Consider the following 18320-nt stretch of genomic DNA (forward strand, 5'->3'; position numbering starts at 1 on the left):
ATGGTTGTTACCCTGATCCACCCGATCGCGATGGACGACGGTCTGCGTTTCGCAATCCGTGAAGGCGGCCGTACTGTAGGTGCGGGCGTTGTTGCTAAAGTAATGAGCTAATATTACGTTTATTTAACGTAGTTAGTTTAAAAGCCCCGAATATATTTCGGGGCTTTTTTATTTGTGTTTATTTAAAGATTTCAGAAATATTAGTTAATCTCAATATATAAATAATTTATCTGGTAGGATAAGTTTGTTCATTTCTTAAAGCATTGCGATTTGTATTTTATTAATTGAACTTGTTTGTTGTTATATCTACCTTATGCGTTATTACATACATATGTAATAAATTGATGGATTTATAACAACAGGAATGTTTAATAATGCAATTAAATCTCGCAACAAAAGCCTTATTTTGTATGGGGCTGACATGTGCTGCCTTGCCAGCATTTGCCCTGGAAGCATGGAGCGGTCAGGAAGGCGGCAGTACGTATGAAGTGATTTTCGACAGCGGCGTGTATAGCAATGCGTGGTGGGTAGGTGCATCGGATTGTCCGGGAAACGCCGCGGGCGACGAAGCGAATAACCCATGGCGCTACGAGCGAGCAGCGACCGCTGATGAAATAACGAAATATGGTAATCCAACAACCTGCGATACGGGTGGCGGTACGGTAACTTACCCAGCATATGACAATAGTATCGCTTATAATGCTGGTGATATTGTTATTTATAATAATGCGACGTATAAAACGTCTGTCGCGCAAAGCGCTTATGGTTTTGCTCCTGGTCAGGAAAATCCATGGGAGGCTTATGCCGTTGTCACGCAATGGGCGTCCTCGACCGTCTATAATAAAGGCGATAAAGTTCAGAAAAATGGCCAGGAATATGAAGCCCTGTTTTATACCGTAGGGGATGATCCTTCTCTTCCAGCTAATCAAAACCCAACCGGCACAAATGGTCGTCCATGGAAACCACTGGGCACTGTTGTCTCTTATACTCAGGACCAGTTGAATAAAGCTCCAGAATATAATTCCTCCACTGTATATGAAAGCGGCACGCTGATCCGCTATAACGGTGGTAATTACGTTTCGCAGTCCAAAGTACAGAAAGTCTCCCCATCTGATACCAATCCATGGCGCGTGTTTATCGACTGGACCGGCACCAAAGAAAAAGTAGGCACGCCGAAGTCACCATGGCCTGCGCATGTCTATGCCCCATATGTCGATTTTACCCTCAACTCACAGCCGGATCTGGCAAGCCTTGCGCAGAACCAGAATGTCACCCACTTCACCATGGCTTTCGTGGTCAGTAAAGATGCTGATACCTGCCTGCCGACATGGGGTACCGCATATAACGTTAACGACTACGCTCAGTACAGCAAAATTAAAGCGCTGCGTGAAGCAGGTGGCGACATCATGGTTTCCATTGGCGGAGCGAATAACTCCCCACTGGCAGCGTCTTGTAAGAATGTGAATGACCTGAAGCAGCATTATTACGATATCGTAGACAACCTGAATCTTAACGTGCTGGACTTCGATATTGAAGGCACCTGGGTTGCGGATCATGAATCCATAAACCGTCGTAATGAAGCGGTGAAGGCTGTTCAGGACACCTGGAAAGCAGAAGGTCGTAGCGTCGGAATTTGGTACACCTTGCCTATTCTGCCGACGGGCCTGACGGCTGAAGGTCTTTACGTGCTTGAAGATGCGAAAACCAAGGGCGTTGAACTGGCTGGTGTCAACGTCATGGCGATGGATTACGGTAACAGCATCTGCCAGTCTGATGGTACTGAAGGCCAAAACATTCATGGCAAATGTGCGACATCCGCCATTGAAAACCTCCATAGCCAGATGAAGCAAATTTTCACTGACAAGAGCGATGCGGAAATCAACGCCATGATGGGCACGACGCCGATGATCGGTTACAACGACGTTCAGGGCGAAGTGTTTTATATGTCTGATGCGAAACTGGTGATGCAGGATGCCACTGATCGTGGTCTGGGCATGATTGGCATATGGTCCATGATGCGCGATCAGCCTGGCGTGGCCAGGCAGGTTTCCCCTGAGCACAGCGGTCTGACCGAACAGCAGGCTGCGAAATACGCCTTTAGCGAAGTCTTTGCCCCGTTTACCCAAAGCGAAACTGCAGGTGATTTAGCGGGTGATGTCAAAGCCGTTTACATTGATGTTTTTGATGGCTCACAGCGAGTCAATGTGAACTTTGATGCCAGCAAGCTGAGTGATTCTAATAACTACCGTGTTGAGGTCGATGGTAAATATGTTTTCTCGACGGAAGGGAAGAAGAATTATTACAGCTACCGTTATAACTATGGCGAACAGTCGACTCTGCGTACTGGCGGCTTGAGTTATATGCTTCATCCTGGCAGCGTGGTGACAGTGAAGCGTACTCACCCTGATGCTCAGGTACTGGCGACGCTCACCGTGACGGATGACATGCTGGCAGGCAATAATCCACTGGTAGGCAGTGCGGATGTGTCTTCTCTGACGGTGAAGAAAGAGAATGGCATTCCTATGGTGTATGTCGATTTTGCCGCTGATAAAGTTGCTGCAGGCACCAACAGCGCATATATGGTTAAAGTTATGGGTGATGAGAAAAACGGTAACTACGTCTTCAGCTGTGATAATGGCAAATGTTACTACTCTTCGAAATCAACCAAAAATGGTGTGACAACCGTAAAATCTGATGAGCGTGCAATTTCAGTGGGTGAAACGGTGGTTGTCGAGCGTATTACACCAAATCCGGCGACCATTGCGAAAGTAGTTGTTACGGAAGATATGCTGAAATAACTGAAAACAGTTTATGCCCTTAATCATTCGGGTTATAGGCTAAAAACATCCAAAGGCTGCCTTTGAATGAGGGACAGGGAGGTGCCTCATTCATCCTCAGCAGCAAAAGGTTACTGTGTGATTGCGGAGAGTGAGCGCAGCTATTGCAGATGTAACCTGAAGTATTACAAATCGAGTTAATCTCAATGCCTGAGTCAGATAACCTATTCTGCTCAGGCTTTTTTATGACGTTCCTGTCTGTAATAAAAAATTACATTTTTTGTTATTCATACTATCTATTTTATTTTGGTGGCATAGGCGTGAATGAAGTGATATCGGTTATCGTTTTTCTTTGACATGCGTGATTGGCCAGATATGTAACGGATCTTTATATTGTGATTATTGACTGCTGTGATGATATTTTTGCCAGTAATACTCCCTTTCTGACGGTATATTAGTGAGGTTTATATATAGCAATGACCTCTGGTTTGATGAGAAATGTATTAATTGTTATTGCTGGTTCTATTACCTATTCTAACATTGCCAAAAATGGCTATTTACCGAGCAATAATTTTATCATTAAGGATAATGTATGAAACTAAATAAATTAACAGCGGCAATACTTGCTGCTGGGATGTCATTGTCTTTTTCATCATTTGCTGCAACGTTGTCGATGAATGACGACACTAATACAATCAGCGGCCTTGATAATAGTCAGATGTTGACGAAGGATAATGGTAATACCTGGGTCGCTTATACAGACAGTAGTCAAAATAATTTTCCGGGTACGGTGACGGTAACCGTAGCGGAAAAGGATAATAACGCAATTAATTCTGTAGACTATGATCCCACTGCCACTTATGGTACGACAGGAACAATTGTTCGATATAATGGCTATTACTGGAAAAGTCAGTGGTGGGTTGATCCCGGTATGGTTCCAGGAAGTGACTCTGTATGGCTGAAGGTCGGTCCTATTCAAATACAAAATCTTGCCACGTTCAATTTTACGCCTTATACCGGCCAGAAAGCGGCAGATCTGCAAAAACAAGGTAAAGATAAGGCTGCCGCGCAACGTAAAGTTATCGGCTATTTCCCTGAGTGGGGCGTTTATGAAGCACATAACTATTTCACGCCGGATAAAATTGACTTCAGTCAGTTAACCCACCTTAACTATGGCTTTGCGGTTATTAAGGATGGTGAAGTTATTGTCCATGATACCTATAAAGGCCCGGATCTGCTCCGTCAGCTGGACAAACTGACTGAGCAAAACAACGTCACAAATATGGTCTCCGTTGGCGGATGGAATAACTCTGAAGAAGGTGTATTCGAAGAAGCCACCAAAACGGATGACGGTATCAATAAACTGGCAGACAGCATGATTGCTTTCATGCAGGAGTGGGGGTTTGATGGTATTGATGTAGACTGGGAATACCCGGATAGCGATACTGAAAAGACCAATTTCACTAAACTTATCCAGACGCTCAGAAGTAAACTGGATACCCTTGGTTTACAGAGCGATAAGTACTTCCAACTTTCCGCAGCAGTAACAACCAACCATAATAATATTGAGTACATCAACCCAGAGGTCACCGCACCATTGCTGGATAGCGTCAATGTCATGGCATATGATATTCATGGCGCTTTTGACCCTATCACAGGCCACAATGCTCCGCTCTATGCCAACAGCCAGGATGCCGATCAGTTGCTAAATGTCGCTTCCACGATGCAGGAATACAGTTCGAAATGGCATGTGCCCAAAAGTAAGCTGATGATGGGGATCCCGTTCTACGGCCGTGGCTGGGGTAGCGTGGCGCCGACGGAAATCGTTAAAGGTCTGCCTGGTCTGTTCGCTTCAGGTTCCGCTACCGTACACGGCGCGTGGGATGATGAAGATCAGTATACCGGTACTAACCCCTACTATCTGTTAAAACAGTATTCTTCGTCTGCTGACTACACTCGCTACTGGGATCCGGAATCACAGGTTCCTTACTTGTATAATGCGAAAACGCAAGAGTTCTTGACGTATGACGATCCGGAGTCGATTCAGAAAAAAGTTGCCTACATTAACCAGCAAGGATACGGCGGAGCGATAATCTGGGATATTAGCGGTGATACTCCAGAACATGAATTGGGTGAGATTGTCGATGATATAATGGAAGTGCCTTTATCCGAATGCCGCGCGAATCTGTCAGATTTTGGCATATATCTGCGAGACGGTACGCCGATGACGGAATTCACCATCACCAAAGCGGCACATGAGGCCAGGAATATGAACTATTCTGTTTATCAGAATGGAAAATATTACGGTAAGAGCCAGTACGGCACCATTTATGATTGGGGTAAAAAAGAAATTAATGAAGAGGAAGGTACTGTTACCGCGAGCTGGGGAATGCCGCTGAAGGTTGGCGATCTAATTGAACTGAGCTGCTACAGCAATGGTGTACTCTACCCACTGGAGCAAGTAACGGTGACAGAAGAAACTCTGGCAGGTAAAAAAGATATGCGTCCGGAGATTGCCAGTGAACTGAAAGAGTTCCAGGTTGTTATTCAGGACGACAAGCCTGCGTTAAGTATGACTCTGACTACTGCCGCTCATGAGGCAAGAAATAAAAACTACTCTATTCAGTTAAATGGAAAATATATCGGCAAAAGCCAGTTTGGTTCAATCAGTGGTGGTCAGAAACGCGTTAATAAGGCGAATGATACCGTCACGGGGACCTGGGTCAAAGAATTGAAAGCGGGAGATACTGTTCGCTTGTATCGTTTCAGTAATAGCGTTGAAACGACTATTGCAGAAGTGGTACTTACAGACGATATTCTGAAGGATGGCGGTGCTCTGGTCCATTAATGATTAGTTGTTAACTCGTTGAAATAAATCCCAAACCCGATTCTGTGCAGGGGGAGGGATTTATTTCTTTTAGATGACGTTGTATTGAGAACAATAATCATTTATCCTGAAGGTGTTCATGGTTGGGAGCATATATGTACATTTGTTTATGTAACGGCATCAGTGATAAAAAAATTCGTCAGGCGGTACGCCAGTTTCACCCACAGTCATTTCAGCAGTTACGCAAGTTTATTCCTGTTGGAAATCAATGTGGTAAATGTATTCGGGCCGCGCGCGAAGTGATGCAGGAAGAATTAATGCAAATGCCAGAATTTAAAGAGATCGCCTGAGTCACACTCTTTTTTTTGACATCCCGCTAGCCCCATCTACTCTCTAAGAGTGGAAGCGGAGGGACTATATAATGAAAGGTGATGTTAAGGTAATAAATTATCTCAATAAATTATTGGGAAACGAGCTTGTCGCCATCAACCAGTATTTTCTTCATGCGAGAATGTTCAAAAACTGGGGTTTCAAACGTCTGAATGACGTTGAATATCATGAATCTATCGACGAGATGAAACACGCCGATAAGTACATTGAGCGTATTCTTTTTCTTGAAGGTATTCCCAATCTCCAGGATCTGGGCAAACTTGGCATCGGTGAAGATGTTGAAGAGATGCTGCGTTCGGATCTGGCTCTTGAGCTGGAAGGTGCAAAAGACCTGCGTGAAGCAATCGCCTATGCCGACAGTGTATTTGATTACGTCAGCCGTGACATGATGATTGAAATTCTGGCGGATGAGGAAGGCCATATTGACTGGCTGGAGACCGAGCTGGATCTTATCGATAAACTGGGGATCCAGAATTATCTGCAGGCGCAAATTCGCGAAGAAGAGTAGAAGCAGAGTCGTTAATACAGGAAGGAGTTAATCCTTCCTGTTGAGTTCACCAACTTATCCAACAAAAGTAACCCCACCCACTTACGGCCAGTGCCGGACCAAAAGGAATCAGCGCGCCGCGACGTCCTTTTTTTGCCCATAACAGAAGACCATACATAATCCCTGTGATTGAAGCTGCGTAAAGGATCATCGGTATACTTTGCCAACCGCTCCAGGCCCCGGCAGCGGCCAGCATTTTGAAGTCCCCGTAGCCGATCCCCTCTTTATGCCATAACAACCTGACTAACCAGTAGATCAACCACAAAATCATATATCCCGCAACGGCTCCAATGATGGCGTCTTTGCTGGGTATAACACCGAAACTGGCGTTGAATAACAGCCCGAGCCACAGCAATGGCAGCGTGAGTTTGTCAGGCAGAAGATAATGCTGCAGGTCGATTACGCTGAGTGCGAGCGCAAACCAAAAATAGATAAAGAGCGCCAGCGCCAGCAGGATTTCGTTGGGATGGAGGGCGTAACAGAAAACGGCCATAACAGCACAGAGCGCTTCGAGCAAAGGATAGCGTTTCGAGACAGGAAGACCACAATGACGACACTTCCCCTTCAGATATAGCCAACTCAGTAGGGGAATGTTGTCATACCACGCCAGCGGGGTTTGGCAGTGGCAGCAATGCGAACCAGGCAGCCATAAATTAAAAGGGGAGAGCGCTCCGTCTGCGGGGGTGGGGGGGAGCACCATCAGAGGCAGGCGCCAGGTGAGCATTCCCATGGTGCTGCCCGCCAGTAGTCCAACGACAAGGAACAATATTGCTAACCCGTTATCCATTTTTTTTCGCTCCAATCGTCAGTCGTGTCAGCGTAATACTGTCGGCATCGTCTTTACTGGCGTGAAACTCAAGCGCCACGATGTGCAGACCATATTCGCCCTGTAACACTGCCAACCAGCGTACGAAGGTGTCCATCTTGATGGTGGAGGCGCTGATATTGAGTCCACCACCGTGAGCCGGCTGGAGTGTTGCGTTAAGTCCCGATTTTTTAAGACTGCGCTTCACCAGCGTTTCCAGGGAGTCCGATTGCGTCCGCTGTGGAAGAAGACCGGCTGCTGAAGCCTGTTTGTGAAGCCACTGTATGTCGAGCTGTAACTTTTCGTCCCGGGATTGCATTGTATCGATAGCCTGACCTAAAGGCTGCCAGGCGCCAAACCAAAAAATGGCCAACAGGCAGCATCCGAACAACGTTATAAAGATGCGTTGCTCATGCGTATTTTTATGATGAAACCAGACCTGAGCACGTTTAATCATTTCGAAGTGTCCACATTCCCTGTTCATGTTTTTCGACTTTTAATGGCAAGCCATAAATGCGCGCTTTGATGAATGCCTGTACCTGGCTTTCATCACTGGCGTAGATGAAAAGCTGCAAAGATTTACTCGCCGGATCATAGTTAACTCCTTCCAGCGCCAATCCCGGGAATGCTGACAGCTTTGACTGCAACTGCTGCAAGAACAAATAGGGGGCGGGGATATGTTGTTGTAACTGTTTCGGCAGATAGGTTCGCAAATTGCTACTGTGTCTGTTCTCAGGAATGTATCGCTGCCACTGCTGTACCAGATCCTGACTGAGCTGCTTCTCCAGGCTATGGAGTTGCCAGTAGGTAATAGAGCGAGTAAGCAGTGCGACACCCGCAGCCAGCATGATGCTGAATAGCGCGACGCGCTTCAGGAGCGCGGTCGTGGGCGAGCGTGGAGAAGGGGCACGAATCTTATCGTGTAGAAGATTAGGTACATTGCCGTTTGGGTAGAGAGTCAGAATATGGCGTTCAGGTTGACTCTCTGTACTGGAACAGGCCAGTGGTAACGAACCGTAGTTTACCAACTGCGGAGGGCCGAAATGCGTAAGCAGGTGGGTAAGCCACGCCTCCGTCAGGCAGGAGAGATAATTTTCCTGTGTTCTGAGCAACCACCGATCGCCCTCTCTTAATACCGTCCAGCCATTGTCGCATGCCGGCAGGCAACAGGCGTCAAACGTGACACATGTGGTGTTAATACCTGCATCGGCAAGGGTTCGGAGCTGAGACTCAAGCCAGTCGGCATCAATGCCTGCAACAGTGAGACGAGACCCCTGACGGGACAGTAATGTCCAGTGCAATGAGGGCGCCCCTTCGTCGAGCGTTTCATCAGCGAGCCAGTGAAGCTTTTGGTCAGTCAGTTCATACTCTTCATCCGGTATGACGATTGTTTTACATGTCGCCATACTGGCGGAAAGAAGCAGATGTGCGGACTGCGCCGCTGGAAGTGTACCAAGCTCCGTTAACTGTTCCATGGACAGATGCTGGATTTCACCTCCGCCACCTTCAGTATATTCCACCCATTCCACGGGGGCTGACGGCTGTTTTTGCAGGCGGATAAGCAGTTTTGGTGAGGACACTGAAACTGCTTTACTCTTCGCTACTGCCATCCGTAAGTTGGCGTAAATAGATTTTAATTGTTTTATTTTTTTCATCATAAAAGAAAAATGTGCGCATACCGGAAGTAAGGTCACCCTCGTGGGCTGTAGATGTGGTCAAAAAAAAGGTGCTATTGGCGGTTAACTGTTTTTTAAGCGAATCCGTCAGGGGTTTGGTGGCGCTGTAATCTTGTTGTGCCTGATAGAGAAAGGCATCTACCGTTTTCCAGCCACCTTCAGGGCGTTTCTTCAGTAGTGTTTTTGCATCTGAGTCACTGAGGTTATTGAGAAATAGCGCAGCTAATAGAGGGGCCTGCTGCTCAGTAAGAGTATTAATATTTATGGCGAGTTCATTGCTGAATGTCGCGCAGATAAAAGGGGATAATTTTTGATAAATAGCGTCGGTCATTCCTTTGAGCTTGCGTATTTCGGCAGGTAAAAAGATCATCTGGCCTTCTGTAAGAAAACCCGGTTGGCTGGACTTGTAATACTCATCTTCAGCGCCTTTGACACGGGGCGTCACGTCAGCGTCAATGTAATCTGCGCCAGATTGCGCGATCTCGTCTGCGCGATACTTTTCCACGCCGATTTTTTCCAACAGGGCTGCGAACACCTCGATTTTATAGGGCAGAGTGGTCATCGGGTCCGTCGGTACATCTGCTAATGCATTCAGATTGAAGCAATGTTGTAGATCACTGGTTTGCCAGCTTACCGTTGTGTTGTCGCGAAGTTCTGCAAACTGGGGGAGCTCATCAAGTTGGCTAAGCTTATCCTTGGCATTCTGCAGCGTTTGTGCAGTGGCTTGCGCTTCGGCATACAGCAGCGCATATTTCCCCTGGATACTGTCATTTGTGCGTCGGCTGCGCTGCAACTGAGTCTGAAAGCTGATCGTCATTTCTGATGCCAGCGCGGCCATCAGCGCCAGAATCATCAACACGATCAGTAACGCCGATCCCCTTTGATTACTCATTTAGCTGTCCCTGTAGCCGCCCCTGACGTCGGGCTGGATTTCTGTTTCTCCGGGAACCAGCCGGGCAGAATAAAAAGACGGGTAAGAATCTCTCCGTTTTCACGCTCCAGCGTTATTTTAGCCGTTGTGGATGCACTGTCGCCCTCAGCGAGAGTCATTGTTGCGGACAGATGAGCGATGTCGGAGAGTAACGCTTGTGGCGGTGCCTCCTCTTTGCCATCGGGCGAGCGTCTCATCGCGCGGTATAACGTGCCGTTGTCCACATACCAGTGGACGGTAGTGAGAATGAAAACGGCCTCGAAAGGCATGGCTGGGTCTCGTGTCTGAGTAGTGAAAATCGCGCCATCTTTTTCGCTGAAAAAAGGCTGATTCGTCTGACGGTTTTTTCGCGGAACGTACTGCATCAAATCGTTTTCAAACAGCAGCATCGTATGCTGAAAAGCATCAAAATTATCGGCTGTCTTTTTCGCCCGCTGATGCTGTTCTGAGGCCTGGGAAAAAACGATTGAGGCCAAAAAACTGAGCGTCGAGAAAATGGCAATTGCCAGCATCACTTCCAGTAACGTGAAGCCCCGCGGCATCTTACTCATTTTTTGTCTCCGTTTTCTGGCGTCCAGGAGTACAGATTAAGCGTCCGTCCGCTGGCGGAGGTTACGCTGGCTTGCTTTTGATTAATGGCTGACTGGTTTTGCAGGCTACCCGACAACTGCCAGGAGAAAGTCTCGTTCAGCAGTATTGTCTGACCTTTTCCCGAGGTGGTCTGGTCGTTAATGGTTCCAATCAAGGCGTTGTCCGCAGCCCAGAGTGCCAGAGTTTCTTGCTTCAGCGTGTCGAGAGCAGAGAGTTGCCATTGCATACTGCTAATCAGCGCTATTACAGCGGTCGCAAAGATTGCCATCGCCAGCAATACCTCAAGCAGGAGCATTCCGCTTTGTTGCTTCATTGCGCATCCTCAAGGCGAGTGATATCCAGCGGTAGCGATCCGTCACACCGCAGAGTCACGAATTTTGCACCGTCTTCATCTCTGAACATCACGGTAAAAGGCGTCAGTTGACCATCGGGTAAGATCATAATTTGTGGATTTGCATTTGCTGCTGAAGGCGTTACTTCAGGTTTCGCTGGCGCAGCCCAGTTACCGTAAAGCGGTAAACTGTCGCTGTCGGCCAGCTCTTGCCAGTTCCATTTGTGGGTTGAATCCTTTTGCGGCAGGTAAAAAGCCCAGCCTTCAGTGGTCAACCGCAAACCGACCACATGCTTTTCCAGCAACGCCAGGTCTGACGCGTATTTCACCGTCTGCCTGAAGGTGTCGATCCGCTGTAGTAGCTTTCCGCCTGATCCCAGCCGGTCACTTTGCATGGCGATAATGCCCGTAGCTGAGATGGCGATAATGACCACAACCAGCATCACTTCCAGCAACGTGAATCCTTTCTGATGCGTCATGTTTATTGCGATTTTTTGTTATTATCCCAGTTGTTAATGTCATCCGCCGTTCCAGCTTCTCCATCTGGCCCTACGGAGCTGATATCAATAGCGCCATGTTCGCCGGGGCTTATCAGGATATAGTCGTTCCCCCAGGGGTCTGCAGGCAGACGTCGGATATAACCGTCAGTATTGTAATTTTCGGCCTTGGGAGAGAGCTCCGGCGCGGTGATGAGTGCTTCCAGACCTTGTTCCGTCGTGGGGTAGCGATGGTTGTCCAGCTTGTACATGTCCAGCGCATTTTCGAGCGCGACAATGTCGCTGACCGCCTTTTGTCTGTCCGCGCGATCTTTGTTGCCCATCAGATTCGGCACGACCAGGCTTGCCAGAACCCCCAAAATCACAATGACCACCATCAATTCCATGAGGGTAAAGCCACGCTCTGTGGCTCGTGTCTGTTGTTCCATAACCTTTCCTTAGTTCATTAATGAGTTAAGTTGTAAAATTGGCTGCATAACCGAGACGACAATGAACAAAACGATCATCGCCATCACAACGATCAACGCAGGTTCAAAAATTGCCAGCGTCAGTGCGATGCGGTTTTGTAGTTGGATTTCCTGATTTTCTGTTGCCCGCTGCATGAGTTCTCCAAGCTGACCGCTTTTTTCCCCGGAGGCGATCATGTAGAGCATCATCGCGGGAAAAATCTTCGTCTTCTCCAGCGACTGGCTAACGCTGTTGCCCTGGCGAACGCTCTCAGCCGCTTCACCCAGACGCTGGCGTATTTCCTGATTACTCACCCCCTCAGCGGAAAGCGACATAGCTTGTAAAAGAGGAACGCCGCTGCTGTTAAGAATGCTCAGGGCACGTAAGTAGCGAGCGCTATTGATGGCGCATACTAAAGGCGACGTTAAGCGAAATTGAATTAACCAACGGTGAAATCGATGCCGGTTTCCCTTTTGTTTAAGCCAGAAAGAAAACAGGCATCCACCGCCAATGAGGGTGAGCAGGCTCCAAGGGCCATATGCCGACAAAAAATTGCTGATCGCGAGCAGGATCCGAGTGGTGAGCGGCAATGCGTGTTTGAGGTGGATAAACTGCGCTGCGACCTTAGGCACCACGGTGGTGAGCAAAATAATAACCACCAGAATAGCGACCGTAGTGAGCAGGGAAGGATAGATTAAAGCCTGCGTAAGCTTGCTGCGCATTCGCTGGCGCGCTTCGTTAAAATCCGCCAGTCTTTCCAGAACTGCGCCTAACTGACCCACCGTTTCGCCCGCTTTAACGAGCGTACAAAAGACGGCATCAAACAGGCGGGGATACGCCTGCATCGCAGTTGACAGTGATTGTCCTTCAAGAATGGACTGCCGAAGAGTCGTAATCACATCGGCAAGTTTCTTATTTTCTTTTTGTTGCCGAACCACGTCGAGGGCTTCATCCAGCGGTAATGCTGCGGCGATTAGCGTTGCAATCTGACGCGTAAAAAGCGTTAATTCACTGTGACTGACTCGTGCAGGGAGGGTCTTGAGGGGGATCGCGCGTCGTTGGGGTTTTATCGTTTGCGGCAATAGGGCCTGGCTACGCAGTTGCGCCACCATGTCCCGTTCGCTTGCGGCCTCGCTAACGCCCGTAATACGATTTCCCTTCAAATCTGTTGCGGTCCAGCAATATTTCATTCAGGCTGCTCCGTCGGTGTTTGCCCTTCCGATGTCACTCTTAGCACCTCCTCCAGCGATGTAATGCCTTCTGCGGCGACGCGGAGACCGTTTGCCAGCAAACTACGATGGTGACGACGCTGAATTTGCTCCAGGTGCTGTTCGTTGGTCTCTGTGTGAATGGCTTCGCGCAGTTCAGGCGTAACAAGTAACAGCTCGTGAATTGCCAGTCGCCCCTGATAGCCGCTATGCCTGCATGCCTCGCAGCCCCCGGCATGCCAGACCTGAGAGGTATTGATCCCTTGAGCCAGCAGGAGTTGTTGTTGCTGGTGGGTGGCGGGGCGCGGTATTTTGCAGTGGTTACACAGTCGTCTTACCAGACGCTGGGCAATAACCCCGACAAGTGATGAAGAAAGCAGAAACGATTCCACCCCCATATCCCGCAATCGTGTTACGGCTCCGCTGGCGCTGTTTGTATGGAGAGTCGAAAGAACCAGATGTCCGGTCAACGACGCCTGAACAGCAATCTGCGCTGTTTCGGCGTCGCGAATTTCACCTACCATCACGACATCAGGATCCTGACGTAAAATGGCGCGTAGCCCACGGGCAAAAGACATATCTACGCGACTATTGACCTGCGTTTGACCTATCCCTTCCAGTTCATATTCAATCGGATCTTCAACGGTGAGGACGTTACGCTCCGGGCTATTCAGTGCGGAAAGGATGGCGTATAGCGTGGTACTTTTTCCTGAACCCGTTGGGCCGGTGACCAGAATAATGCCGTGGGGGAGGGCAATCAGATCTTTCAGGCTGCATGTGTCTTCTGCTGACATATCCAGCTTATCGATTGATAACCGCAGGCTGGTTTTATCCAGCAGACGCAAAACGACACGTTCGCCATGCTGTGAGGGGAGCGTAGAGACACGCACATCCACATTCCGCTGGCCTATTTTTAACGTTATGCGACCATCCTGTGGGAGGCGCTTTTCGGCAATATCCAGCTTGGCCATCACTTTAATACGTGAGATCAGCAGGGCCGCCAGCTTTTTATTAGGCTGAACCACTGGACGCAGAACGCCATCGACGCGAAAGCGGATCCCCATCGTTTTCTCAAATACTTCGATATGAATATCGGATGCATGTTCCTTGATTGCTTCACTGAGTACGGCATTAATTAGTCGTATGACCGGCGCATCGGATTGTTCGTTAAGCAGATCTTCATTGGACTGGATCTCCTCAGAAAGAATGTTGAGATCATCAAGGTTATTCATATCTTCTGCGATCAACTGGGCAGTGCCGCTGTTCTGTTGATACAGGTGCTCGAGTTTTTCCTCAAACTGTTGCGTAGAGAGCCGGGTAAACCGGCTACATTCAGGCGCTGTTGCGGCTACGTCCAGCATAGATTCAAGCGAGGTATTTTCAGCATAAATCAGCTCTTCCTGCTGTACGGCAATACCGTATCGCTGTGCTTTTTTCCACGTAAAGGCTGTCATTTTGCACTGCCGTTATGGAACGGATTTTTGCTGTTTGACTTAGCTGGTGTGGCCACAGAGGAGTCAAATGCGTGGTCATCTAATGATTCAATGGCATCGACATCAATCAGGCTACCGTTTTGCTTGCTACTCCTGTTTTGTTGCATCTCCTTGAAGCCAGTATATTTATCCCTCGAAAGCGAATGATAGACTTCATCATCTCTGATGATGGTTGGTCGGATGAACACCATCAAGTTGCGTTTATTTTTTTCATTTGAGGTATAGCGAAAAAGTTGCCCAATGAGGGGGATATCACCCAGTAAGGGAACTTTCGAAACCTCTTGTTTACTTGAGTCATCCATCAATCCGCCCAATACCACGGTTTCACCGCTTTTTACCAGGACGGCGTTTTGAATAGTACGGGTATTAAATGTAGGGCCGAGAGTGGATGAGGTTGCCGTAGAATCGACACTGGACACCTCTTGCTCAATTTCCATTAATACGGAATCGCCTTCATTGATTTGCGGCGTAACTTTTAGCTTAGTGCCGACTGTCTTACGTTCGACGGTGCTGTAAATATTATCGCCCGAGGTGGTTTGCGACCCGGAAAGCACCGGAACGTCTTGCCCAGCGTTGAAAGATGCCTCTTTGTTATCGAGTGTCACGATACTCGGAGTAGAAAGAATATCATTCTTGCTATTGCTACTCAGCGCGGTAAGGAGAACCCCCCAGTCGCCGTTGAAGAATCCTGCGGCAAGACCATTGAAGTTACTGAACAAATCATATGCAGGGTTATCGCTGGTGGTACCGCCCTGTCTCTTGAATTCTTGAACCCCTTGTGCGGCATTGAAAATGGGAAGATTGGTTTTGGTAAACTGCTGCACGCCGACGTTTTTGTTGGCCCACTGGACCCCAAGATTAATGCCTTTACCATCCTGAACTTCCACGATGATAGCTTCGACCAGAACCTGGGCGCGGCGAATGTCCAGTTTGGCGATGACATCTTCTAACTGCTGGAGAATACTTTGGTCTGCGGTAATAACCAGCGAGTTGGTTTGTTCATCTGCCGTGATGGATATATCGTTATTGCTGCTGCTGGCTGATGATTTTGAAGCGCTGCTTTTTTCATCCTTCATCTTTTGCGTGACGCCGGTTAAAACTTCAACCAGTTTATCTGCTTTGGCATATTTCAAATACCAGACACGGGTGTTGCCCTCACCTTGATCTTGCGTATCCAGCCGGGAAATAAGTTGTGCCATGCGCGCCCGGGCACGATCGGAACCGCTGACAATTAACGCATTACTACGTTTATCTGCAACGATGCGCGTCTGAAGTGTGGCCGGTTTAGCCTCTTTGCCATTTTCTCGCGCCAGGTCATTGAGGACGTCGGCCAGGTCGGTCGCTGAGGCATACTTCAGTGTGAAAACCTGTTCTTTGGCATCACCCATCACATCGACACGTTTAACCACCTCCAACAGACGATTGACGGTTGAGGCTTTGCCGGTGATGATCAATGCATTTGATGGTTCGTAATGCACAACATTACCGACCTTACCGCCATCAAGCATTTGTCGAAGCAAGGGGGACAATACGCGAGCAGGAACGTTTTCCAGTGACACAATACGCGTCACCAGTTCATCTCCTTTGCCGGGTTTCGTCCCGCTAATGAGTCTTCCTGGCATTGTTTTGACTTGCTCTGAACGCACTACCTTAAGTAACCCATTATCAAGAGTAATAATTGAGAAACCGTAGAGATCCAGTACGCTCAGGAAAAACTGATAATATTCATCCTCATTGAAGGTATCATTGCTTCTGACGGATATTGAAGCCTTAACATCGGGATCAATCAGAATGGTTTTACCCATATTTTGGCCGACAATATTGACAAATGTCTGAATGTCCGCATTGTCAAAGTTAGCGGTATAATCGACTGCGAATGCAGTGCGGCAGGAGGCTGCGAGTAAAAGTATCAACGACCAACTTTTCAGTCGCCGATGTAAAACAGTTCTCTCCATTTAGTCTTCCTTTCCATCCTGGAATTGTTGAACTGAAACATTAATTAACCGTGGCGAAGCATTACGTAAGACGGTGAACTGAGCCATTTTAAGGTGCTTAAGCGCATTTTGTGCTTTGCCTAAATTTGCCTGTTGAGTCAACTTGATATTATTTAGCTGAATGGCTATATCCCCAGGTTCGAGGGAAGAATGCTTAAAAAACTGAACCTGTTTTCGTGGTAGAAGGCGTAAACCACGTAAAGTGTTCTTATCCACTACAGGACTGGCATCAATGAAATCAGCCAGCGTTACCGCTTGTTGCTCTTGCCGGGATGCTACCGCCCCCTGAGACCTGGACTGTTGTGCCAGTTCAGCAAGCAATGTCAGTTGCAGTGTTTGCTCACCAGAAGAAAACATTATCTGATTCTTTGTAATACCCGTAACACGTATTTTGCTGGAGGACTTCAGATAATCATTAATGGCATAAACATTTTGCTCACCATTTTCCTGCAAGATTGCGCGGGAAATGGATTTATTTGAACTATGAATAATTCCGCTGACAACGACCCCAGACAGCAATGCCTCTTGCGCATGCGATTGTTGATGGGGGGAAACATTCATATCTGTATCTAAGGGCACGGATGATAAATGCCATTTTTGTTTTCTGTTTGAGATATTCTCCTGATGAATTTGACTTGATGCTGTCCGCAATGTTTTGTTTTCAAACCACTGTTCATATCCTTTATGTATACAAGCAAAAATACATATAACGCTTGCAAATATCACTATGAGGTAGGCGCCATGATAAAATAGCGTGCTTTTGAATACGTGGCGGATAGTTTTCATAAAATTATGATTAAGAATAACTAACAAGTTAATCTGTTTCTTGTTAATGATAACGATAATATATTTATCCTGCTGCCAGGCGACAAGCGTTTTGGCTCCCACGTTCCTACTTTAGGAAATAATAAATTTTATGGAAAATATGAATGTTCATGGATGAGTTCATTTCTGTTTTGACCTCCCGCCAGCAACTGTTGCGGGATAATATCCTTTCCGCGTTTTTGAACGAACAATGGCTGGTATTACATGGGGCAAAAGGCACCGGAAAAAGCACGCTTGCACGCAGTGTAGAAGCGTTATGGCCACATCGGGTGCTAACTCTGGCACCTGTAAATAGAAAAGGTTATAGGTGGGAATGGCAGGTTATCGCAGATACGCAAAAGGAGGGCTGTTTAACCGGACGGTCATTTTCTGGCGAGACGATCTGGAGCGAATTACTTGGTCTGATAACCGTTAAGGCATGCGATAAGCCTCTGTTTATTTTGGAAGACGGACATCAGGTCACCACCGGTATTACTGCAACGGTTAAGGCGTTTATCGCCATAATGCCGAAGGCCCGGCTGCTAGTAACCGGTAGATACAGTCTGAGACAGCAGCGCCAGTTACGTACGATGCATCCGCTCTGGTTCGACGTACCCATCCCGGATATTGAGGATTACCGTAGGGTAATCGCACCCTGTATCGAAACGGAACAGGAGGGCAAAGATGCCCTTCCTGAGACATTTATCCGACATATCAAGAAACGTTGCCGCGGTAATCTGCATCTGGCGGCGCGTGTCGGGTGGAATCTTACGCGTAATAAAACGAAACAGGGTGAACAACAAACCAGCATCACGCCGCTTCAGCAACGTGAAGCGCTGCGTTGTCTGCCTGCGCCTTGTCGAACCGGGGGGACGTGTCTGGCAGTGGTTGTCGTCGCTGCGCTATGTGGTAGCGCTGGCTGGCACTTCAGTCCATTGCTTGACAGATGGTTGCCGCCCATAGCCAGCATATGGCCTGCAGGACAGCCATCGGCTGCATCAC

Annotated in this window: 18 protein-coding genes; 6 read left to right on the forward strand and 12 right to left on the reverse strand. The window is 47.9% G+C overall.

Annotated elements, in window-relative coordinates; all coding sequences use genetic code 11:
- The 5 genes from KQJ18_RS12965 to bfr form a co-directional block, all read left to right on the forward strand.
- Nucleotides 1-111, forward strand: a 111-nt coding sequence (locus tag KQJ18_RS12965; RefSeq protein WP_075262496.1) for an elongation factor Tu, incomplete at its 5' end; no start/stop codon positions are given.
- Between the two features lie 263 nt (nucleotides 112-374).
- Entirely contained in the window at nucleotides 375-2798 is a 2424-nt protein-coding gene (locus tag KQJ18_RS12970) for a glycosyl hydrolase family 18 protein (RefSeq protein ID WP_216422081.1), read from the forward strand.
- A 571-nt stretch (nucleotides 2799-3369) separates the two neighbouring features.
- The gene (locus KQJ18_RS12975; RefSeq protein ID WP_216422082.1) at nucleotides 3370-5625 is read left to right on the forward strand and encodes a glycosyl hydrolase family 18 protein; all 2256 of its coding nucleotides are present in this window, start codon (nucleotides 3370-3372) and stop codon (nucleotides 5623-5625) included.
- A 134-nt stretch (nucleotides 5626-5759) separates the two neighbouring features.
- Complete coding sequence (gene bfd / locus KQJ18_RS12980) at nucleotides 5760-5954, forward strand: bacterioferritin-associated ferredoxin (protein WP_038634750.1); 195 nt, start codon at nucleotides 5760-5762, stop codon at nucleotides 5952-5954.
- A gap of 71 nt (nucleotides 5955-6025) precedes the next feature.
- A complete protein-coding gene (gene bfr / locus KQJ18_RS12985; RefSeq protein WP_038634748.1) occupies nucleotides 6026-6502 on the forward strand; it encodes a bacterioferritin in 477 nt (158 codons plus the stop codon).
- Nucleotides 6503-6548: 46 nt separating this feature from the next.
- Here the strand turns inward: bfr and KQJ18_RS12990 are convergent, their stop codons facing one another.
- From KQJ18_RS12990 to gspC, 12 genes are read right to left on the reverse strand one after another with little or no spacing between them, the layout of a single operon-like run.
- Nucleotides 6549-7328 (reverse strand): A24 family peptidase, encoded by a 780-nt coding sequence (locus KQJ18_RS12990; protein ID WP_216422083.1) that lies wholly within the window; start codon nucleotides 7326-7328, stop codon nucleotides 6549-6551.
- Nucleotides 7321-7803 (reverse strand): type II secretion system protein GspM, encoded by a 483-nt coding sequence (gspM, locus tag KQJ18_RS12995; protein ID WP_161668184.1) that lies wholly within the window; start codon nucleotides 7801-7803, stop codon nucleotides 7321-7323. Before gspM ends, KQJ18_RS12990 begins: the two co-directional genes overlap by 8 nt.
- On the reverse strand, nucleotides 7796-8926 hold the full coding sequence (gene gspL, locus KQJ18_RS13000) for a type II secretion system protein GspL (protein WP_216422084.1): 1131 nt from the start codon (nucleotides 8924-8926) through the stop codon (nucleotides 7796-7798). The genes gspM and gspL overlap by 8 nt, the downstream gene beginning before the upstream one ends.
- Nucleotides 8927-8936: 10 nt before the next feature.
- Nucleotides 8937-9914, reverse strand: coding sequence for a type II secretion system minor pseudopilin GspK (gene gspK / locus KQJ18_RS13005; RefSeq protein ID WP_216422086.1), 978 nt, complete (start codon nucleotides 9912-9914; stop codon nucleotides 8937-8939).
- Nucleotides 9911-10504: a prepilin-type N-terminal cleavage/methylation domain-containing protein gene (locus tag KQJ18_RS13010; RefSeq protein WP_216422088.1), complete on the reverse strand. Its 594-nt coding sequence runs from the start codon at nucleotides 10502-10504 to the stop codon at nucleotides 9911-9913. The genes gspK and KQJ18_RS13010 overlap by 4 nt, the downstream gene beginning before the upstream one ends.
- Nucleotides 10501-10857, reverse strand: coding sequence for a type II secretion system minor pseudopilin GspI (gene gspI / locus KQJ18_RS13015; protein WP_085049676.1), 357 nt, complete (start codon nucleotides 10855-10857; stop codon nucleotides 10501-10503). Before gspI ends, KQJ18_RS13010 begins: the two co-directional genes overlap by 4 nt.
- Nucleotides 10854-11354 carry a type II secretion system minor pseudopilin GspH gene (gene gspH, locus KQJ18_RS13020; RefSeq protein ID WP_085049675.1) on the reverse strand — a complete coding sequence of 167 codons (501 nt, stop codon included), beginning with the start codon at nucleotides 11352-11354 and terminating at the stop codon, nucleotides 10854-10856. The genes gspI and gspH overlap by 4 nt, the downstream gene beginning before the upstream one ends.
- A 2-nt stretch (nucleotides 11355-11356) precedes the next feature.
- Nucleotides 11357-11800 carry a type II secretion system major pseudopilin GspG gene (gene gspG / locus KQJ18_RS13025; RefSeq protein WP_038634727.1) on the reverse strand — a complete coding sequence of 148 codons (444 nt, stop codon included), beginning with the start codon at nucleotides 11798-11800 and terminating at the stop codon, nucleotides 11357-11359.
- A 9-nt stretch (nucleotides 11801-11809) separates the two neighbouring features.
- A complete protein-coding gene (gspF, locus tag KQJ18_RS13030) occupies nucleotides 11810-13009 on the reverse strand; it encodes a type II secretion system inner membrane protein GspF (protein ID WP_216422090.1) in 1200 nt (399 codons plus the stop codon).
- Nucleotides 13006-14481, reverse strand: coding sequence for a type II secretion system ATPase GspE (gspE, locus tag KQJ18_RS13035; RefSeq protein WP_216422092.1), 1476 nt, complete (start codon nucleotides 14479-14481; stop codon nucleotides 13006-13008). The genes gspF and gspE overlap by 4 nt, the downstream gene beginning before the upstream one ends.
- Nucleotides 14478-16475 carry a type II secretion system secretin GspD gene (gene gspD, locus KQJ18_RS13040; protein ID WP_085049672.1) on the reverse strand — a complete coding sequence of 666 codons (1998 nt, stop codon included), beginning with the start codon at nucleotides 16473-16475 and terminating at the stop codon, nucleotides 14478-14480. Before gspD ends, gspE begins: the two co-directional genes overlap by 4 nt.
- Nucleotides 16476-17402, reverse strand: a complete 927-nt coding sequence (gene gspC / locus KQJ18_RS13045) for a type II secretion system protein GspC (protein WP_199967474.1) — start codon at nucleotides 17400-17402, stop codon at nucleotides 16476-16478.
- Between the two features lie 41 nt (nucleotides 17403-17443).
- On the opposite strand from gspC, the gene KQJ18_RS13050 reads away from it, so the two are divergent.
- A partial coding sequence (locus tag KQJ18_RS13050; RefSeq protein WP_216422094.1) for a hypothetical protein occupies nucleotides 17444-18320 on the forward strand: 877 nt, incomplete at its 3' end.

Origin of the sequence: Citrobacter sp. S55_ASV_140 (genome assembly GCF_018919505.1) — a bacterium.
Taxonomy (GTDB): Bacteria; Pseudomonadota; Gammaproteobacteria; order Enterobacterales; family Enterobacteriaceae; genus Citrobacter; species Citrobacter werkmanii.

Coding starts and splice junctions, on each gene's coding strand:
- KQJ18_RS12975 (WP_216422082.1), top strand. CDS start 3,370: ATGAAACTAAATAAATTAACAGCGGCAATACTTGCTGCTGGGATGTCA.
- gspK (WP_216422086.1), bottom strand. CDS start 9,914: ATGAGTAATCAAAGGGGATCGGCGTTACTGATCGTGTTGATGATTCTG.
- gspG (WP_038634727.1), bottom strand. CDS start 11,800: ATGGAACAACAGACACGAGCCACAGAGCGTGGCTTTACCCTCATGGAA.
- gspE (WP_216422092.1), bottom strand. CDS start 14,481: ATGACAGCCTTTACGTGGAAAAAAGCACAGCGATACGGTATTGCCGTA.
- bfr (WP_038634748.1), top strand. CDS start 6,026: ATGAAAGGTGATGTTAAGGTAATAAATTATCTCAATAAATTATTGGGA.
- gspF (WP_216422090.1), bottom strand. CDS start 13,009: ATGAAATATTGCTGGACCGCAACAGATTTGAAGGGAAATCGTATTACG.
- KQJ18_RS12970 (WP_216422081.1), top strand. CDS start 375: ATGCAATTAAATCTCGCAACAAAAGCCTTATTTTGTATGGGGCTGACA.
- KQJ18_RS12990 (WP_216422083.1), bottom strand. CDS start 7,328: ATGGATAACGGGTTAGCAATATTGTTCCTTGTCGTTGGACTACTGGCG.
- KQJ18_RS13010 (WP_216422088.1), bottom strand. CDS start 10,504: ATGAGTAAGATGCCGCGGGGCTTCACGTTACTGGAAGTGATGCTGGCA.
- gspI (WP_085049676.1), bottom strand. CDS start 10,857: ATGAAGCAACAAAGCGGAATGCTCCTGCTTGAGGTATTGCTGGCGATG.
- bfd (WP_038634750.1), top strand. CDS start 5,760: ATGTACATTTGTTTATGTAACGGCATCAGTGATAAAAAAATTCGTCAG.
- gspM (WP_161668184.1), bottom strand. CDS start 7,803: ATGATTAAACGTGCTCAGGTCTGGTTTCATCATAAAAATACGCATGAG.
- gspH (WP_085049675.1), bottom strand. CDS start 11,354: ATGACGCATCAGAAAGGATTCACGTTGCTGGAAGTGATGCTGGTTGTG.
- gspD (WP_085049672.1), bottom strand. CDS start 16,475: ATGGAGAGAACTGTTTTACATCGGCGACTGAAAAGTTGGTCGTTGATA.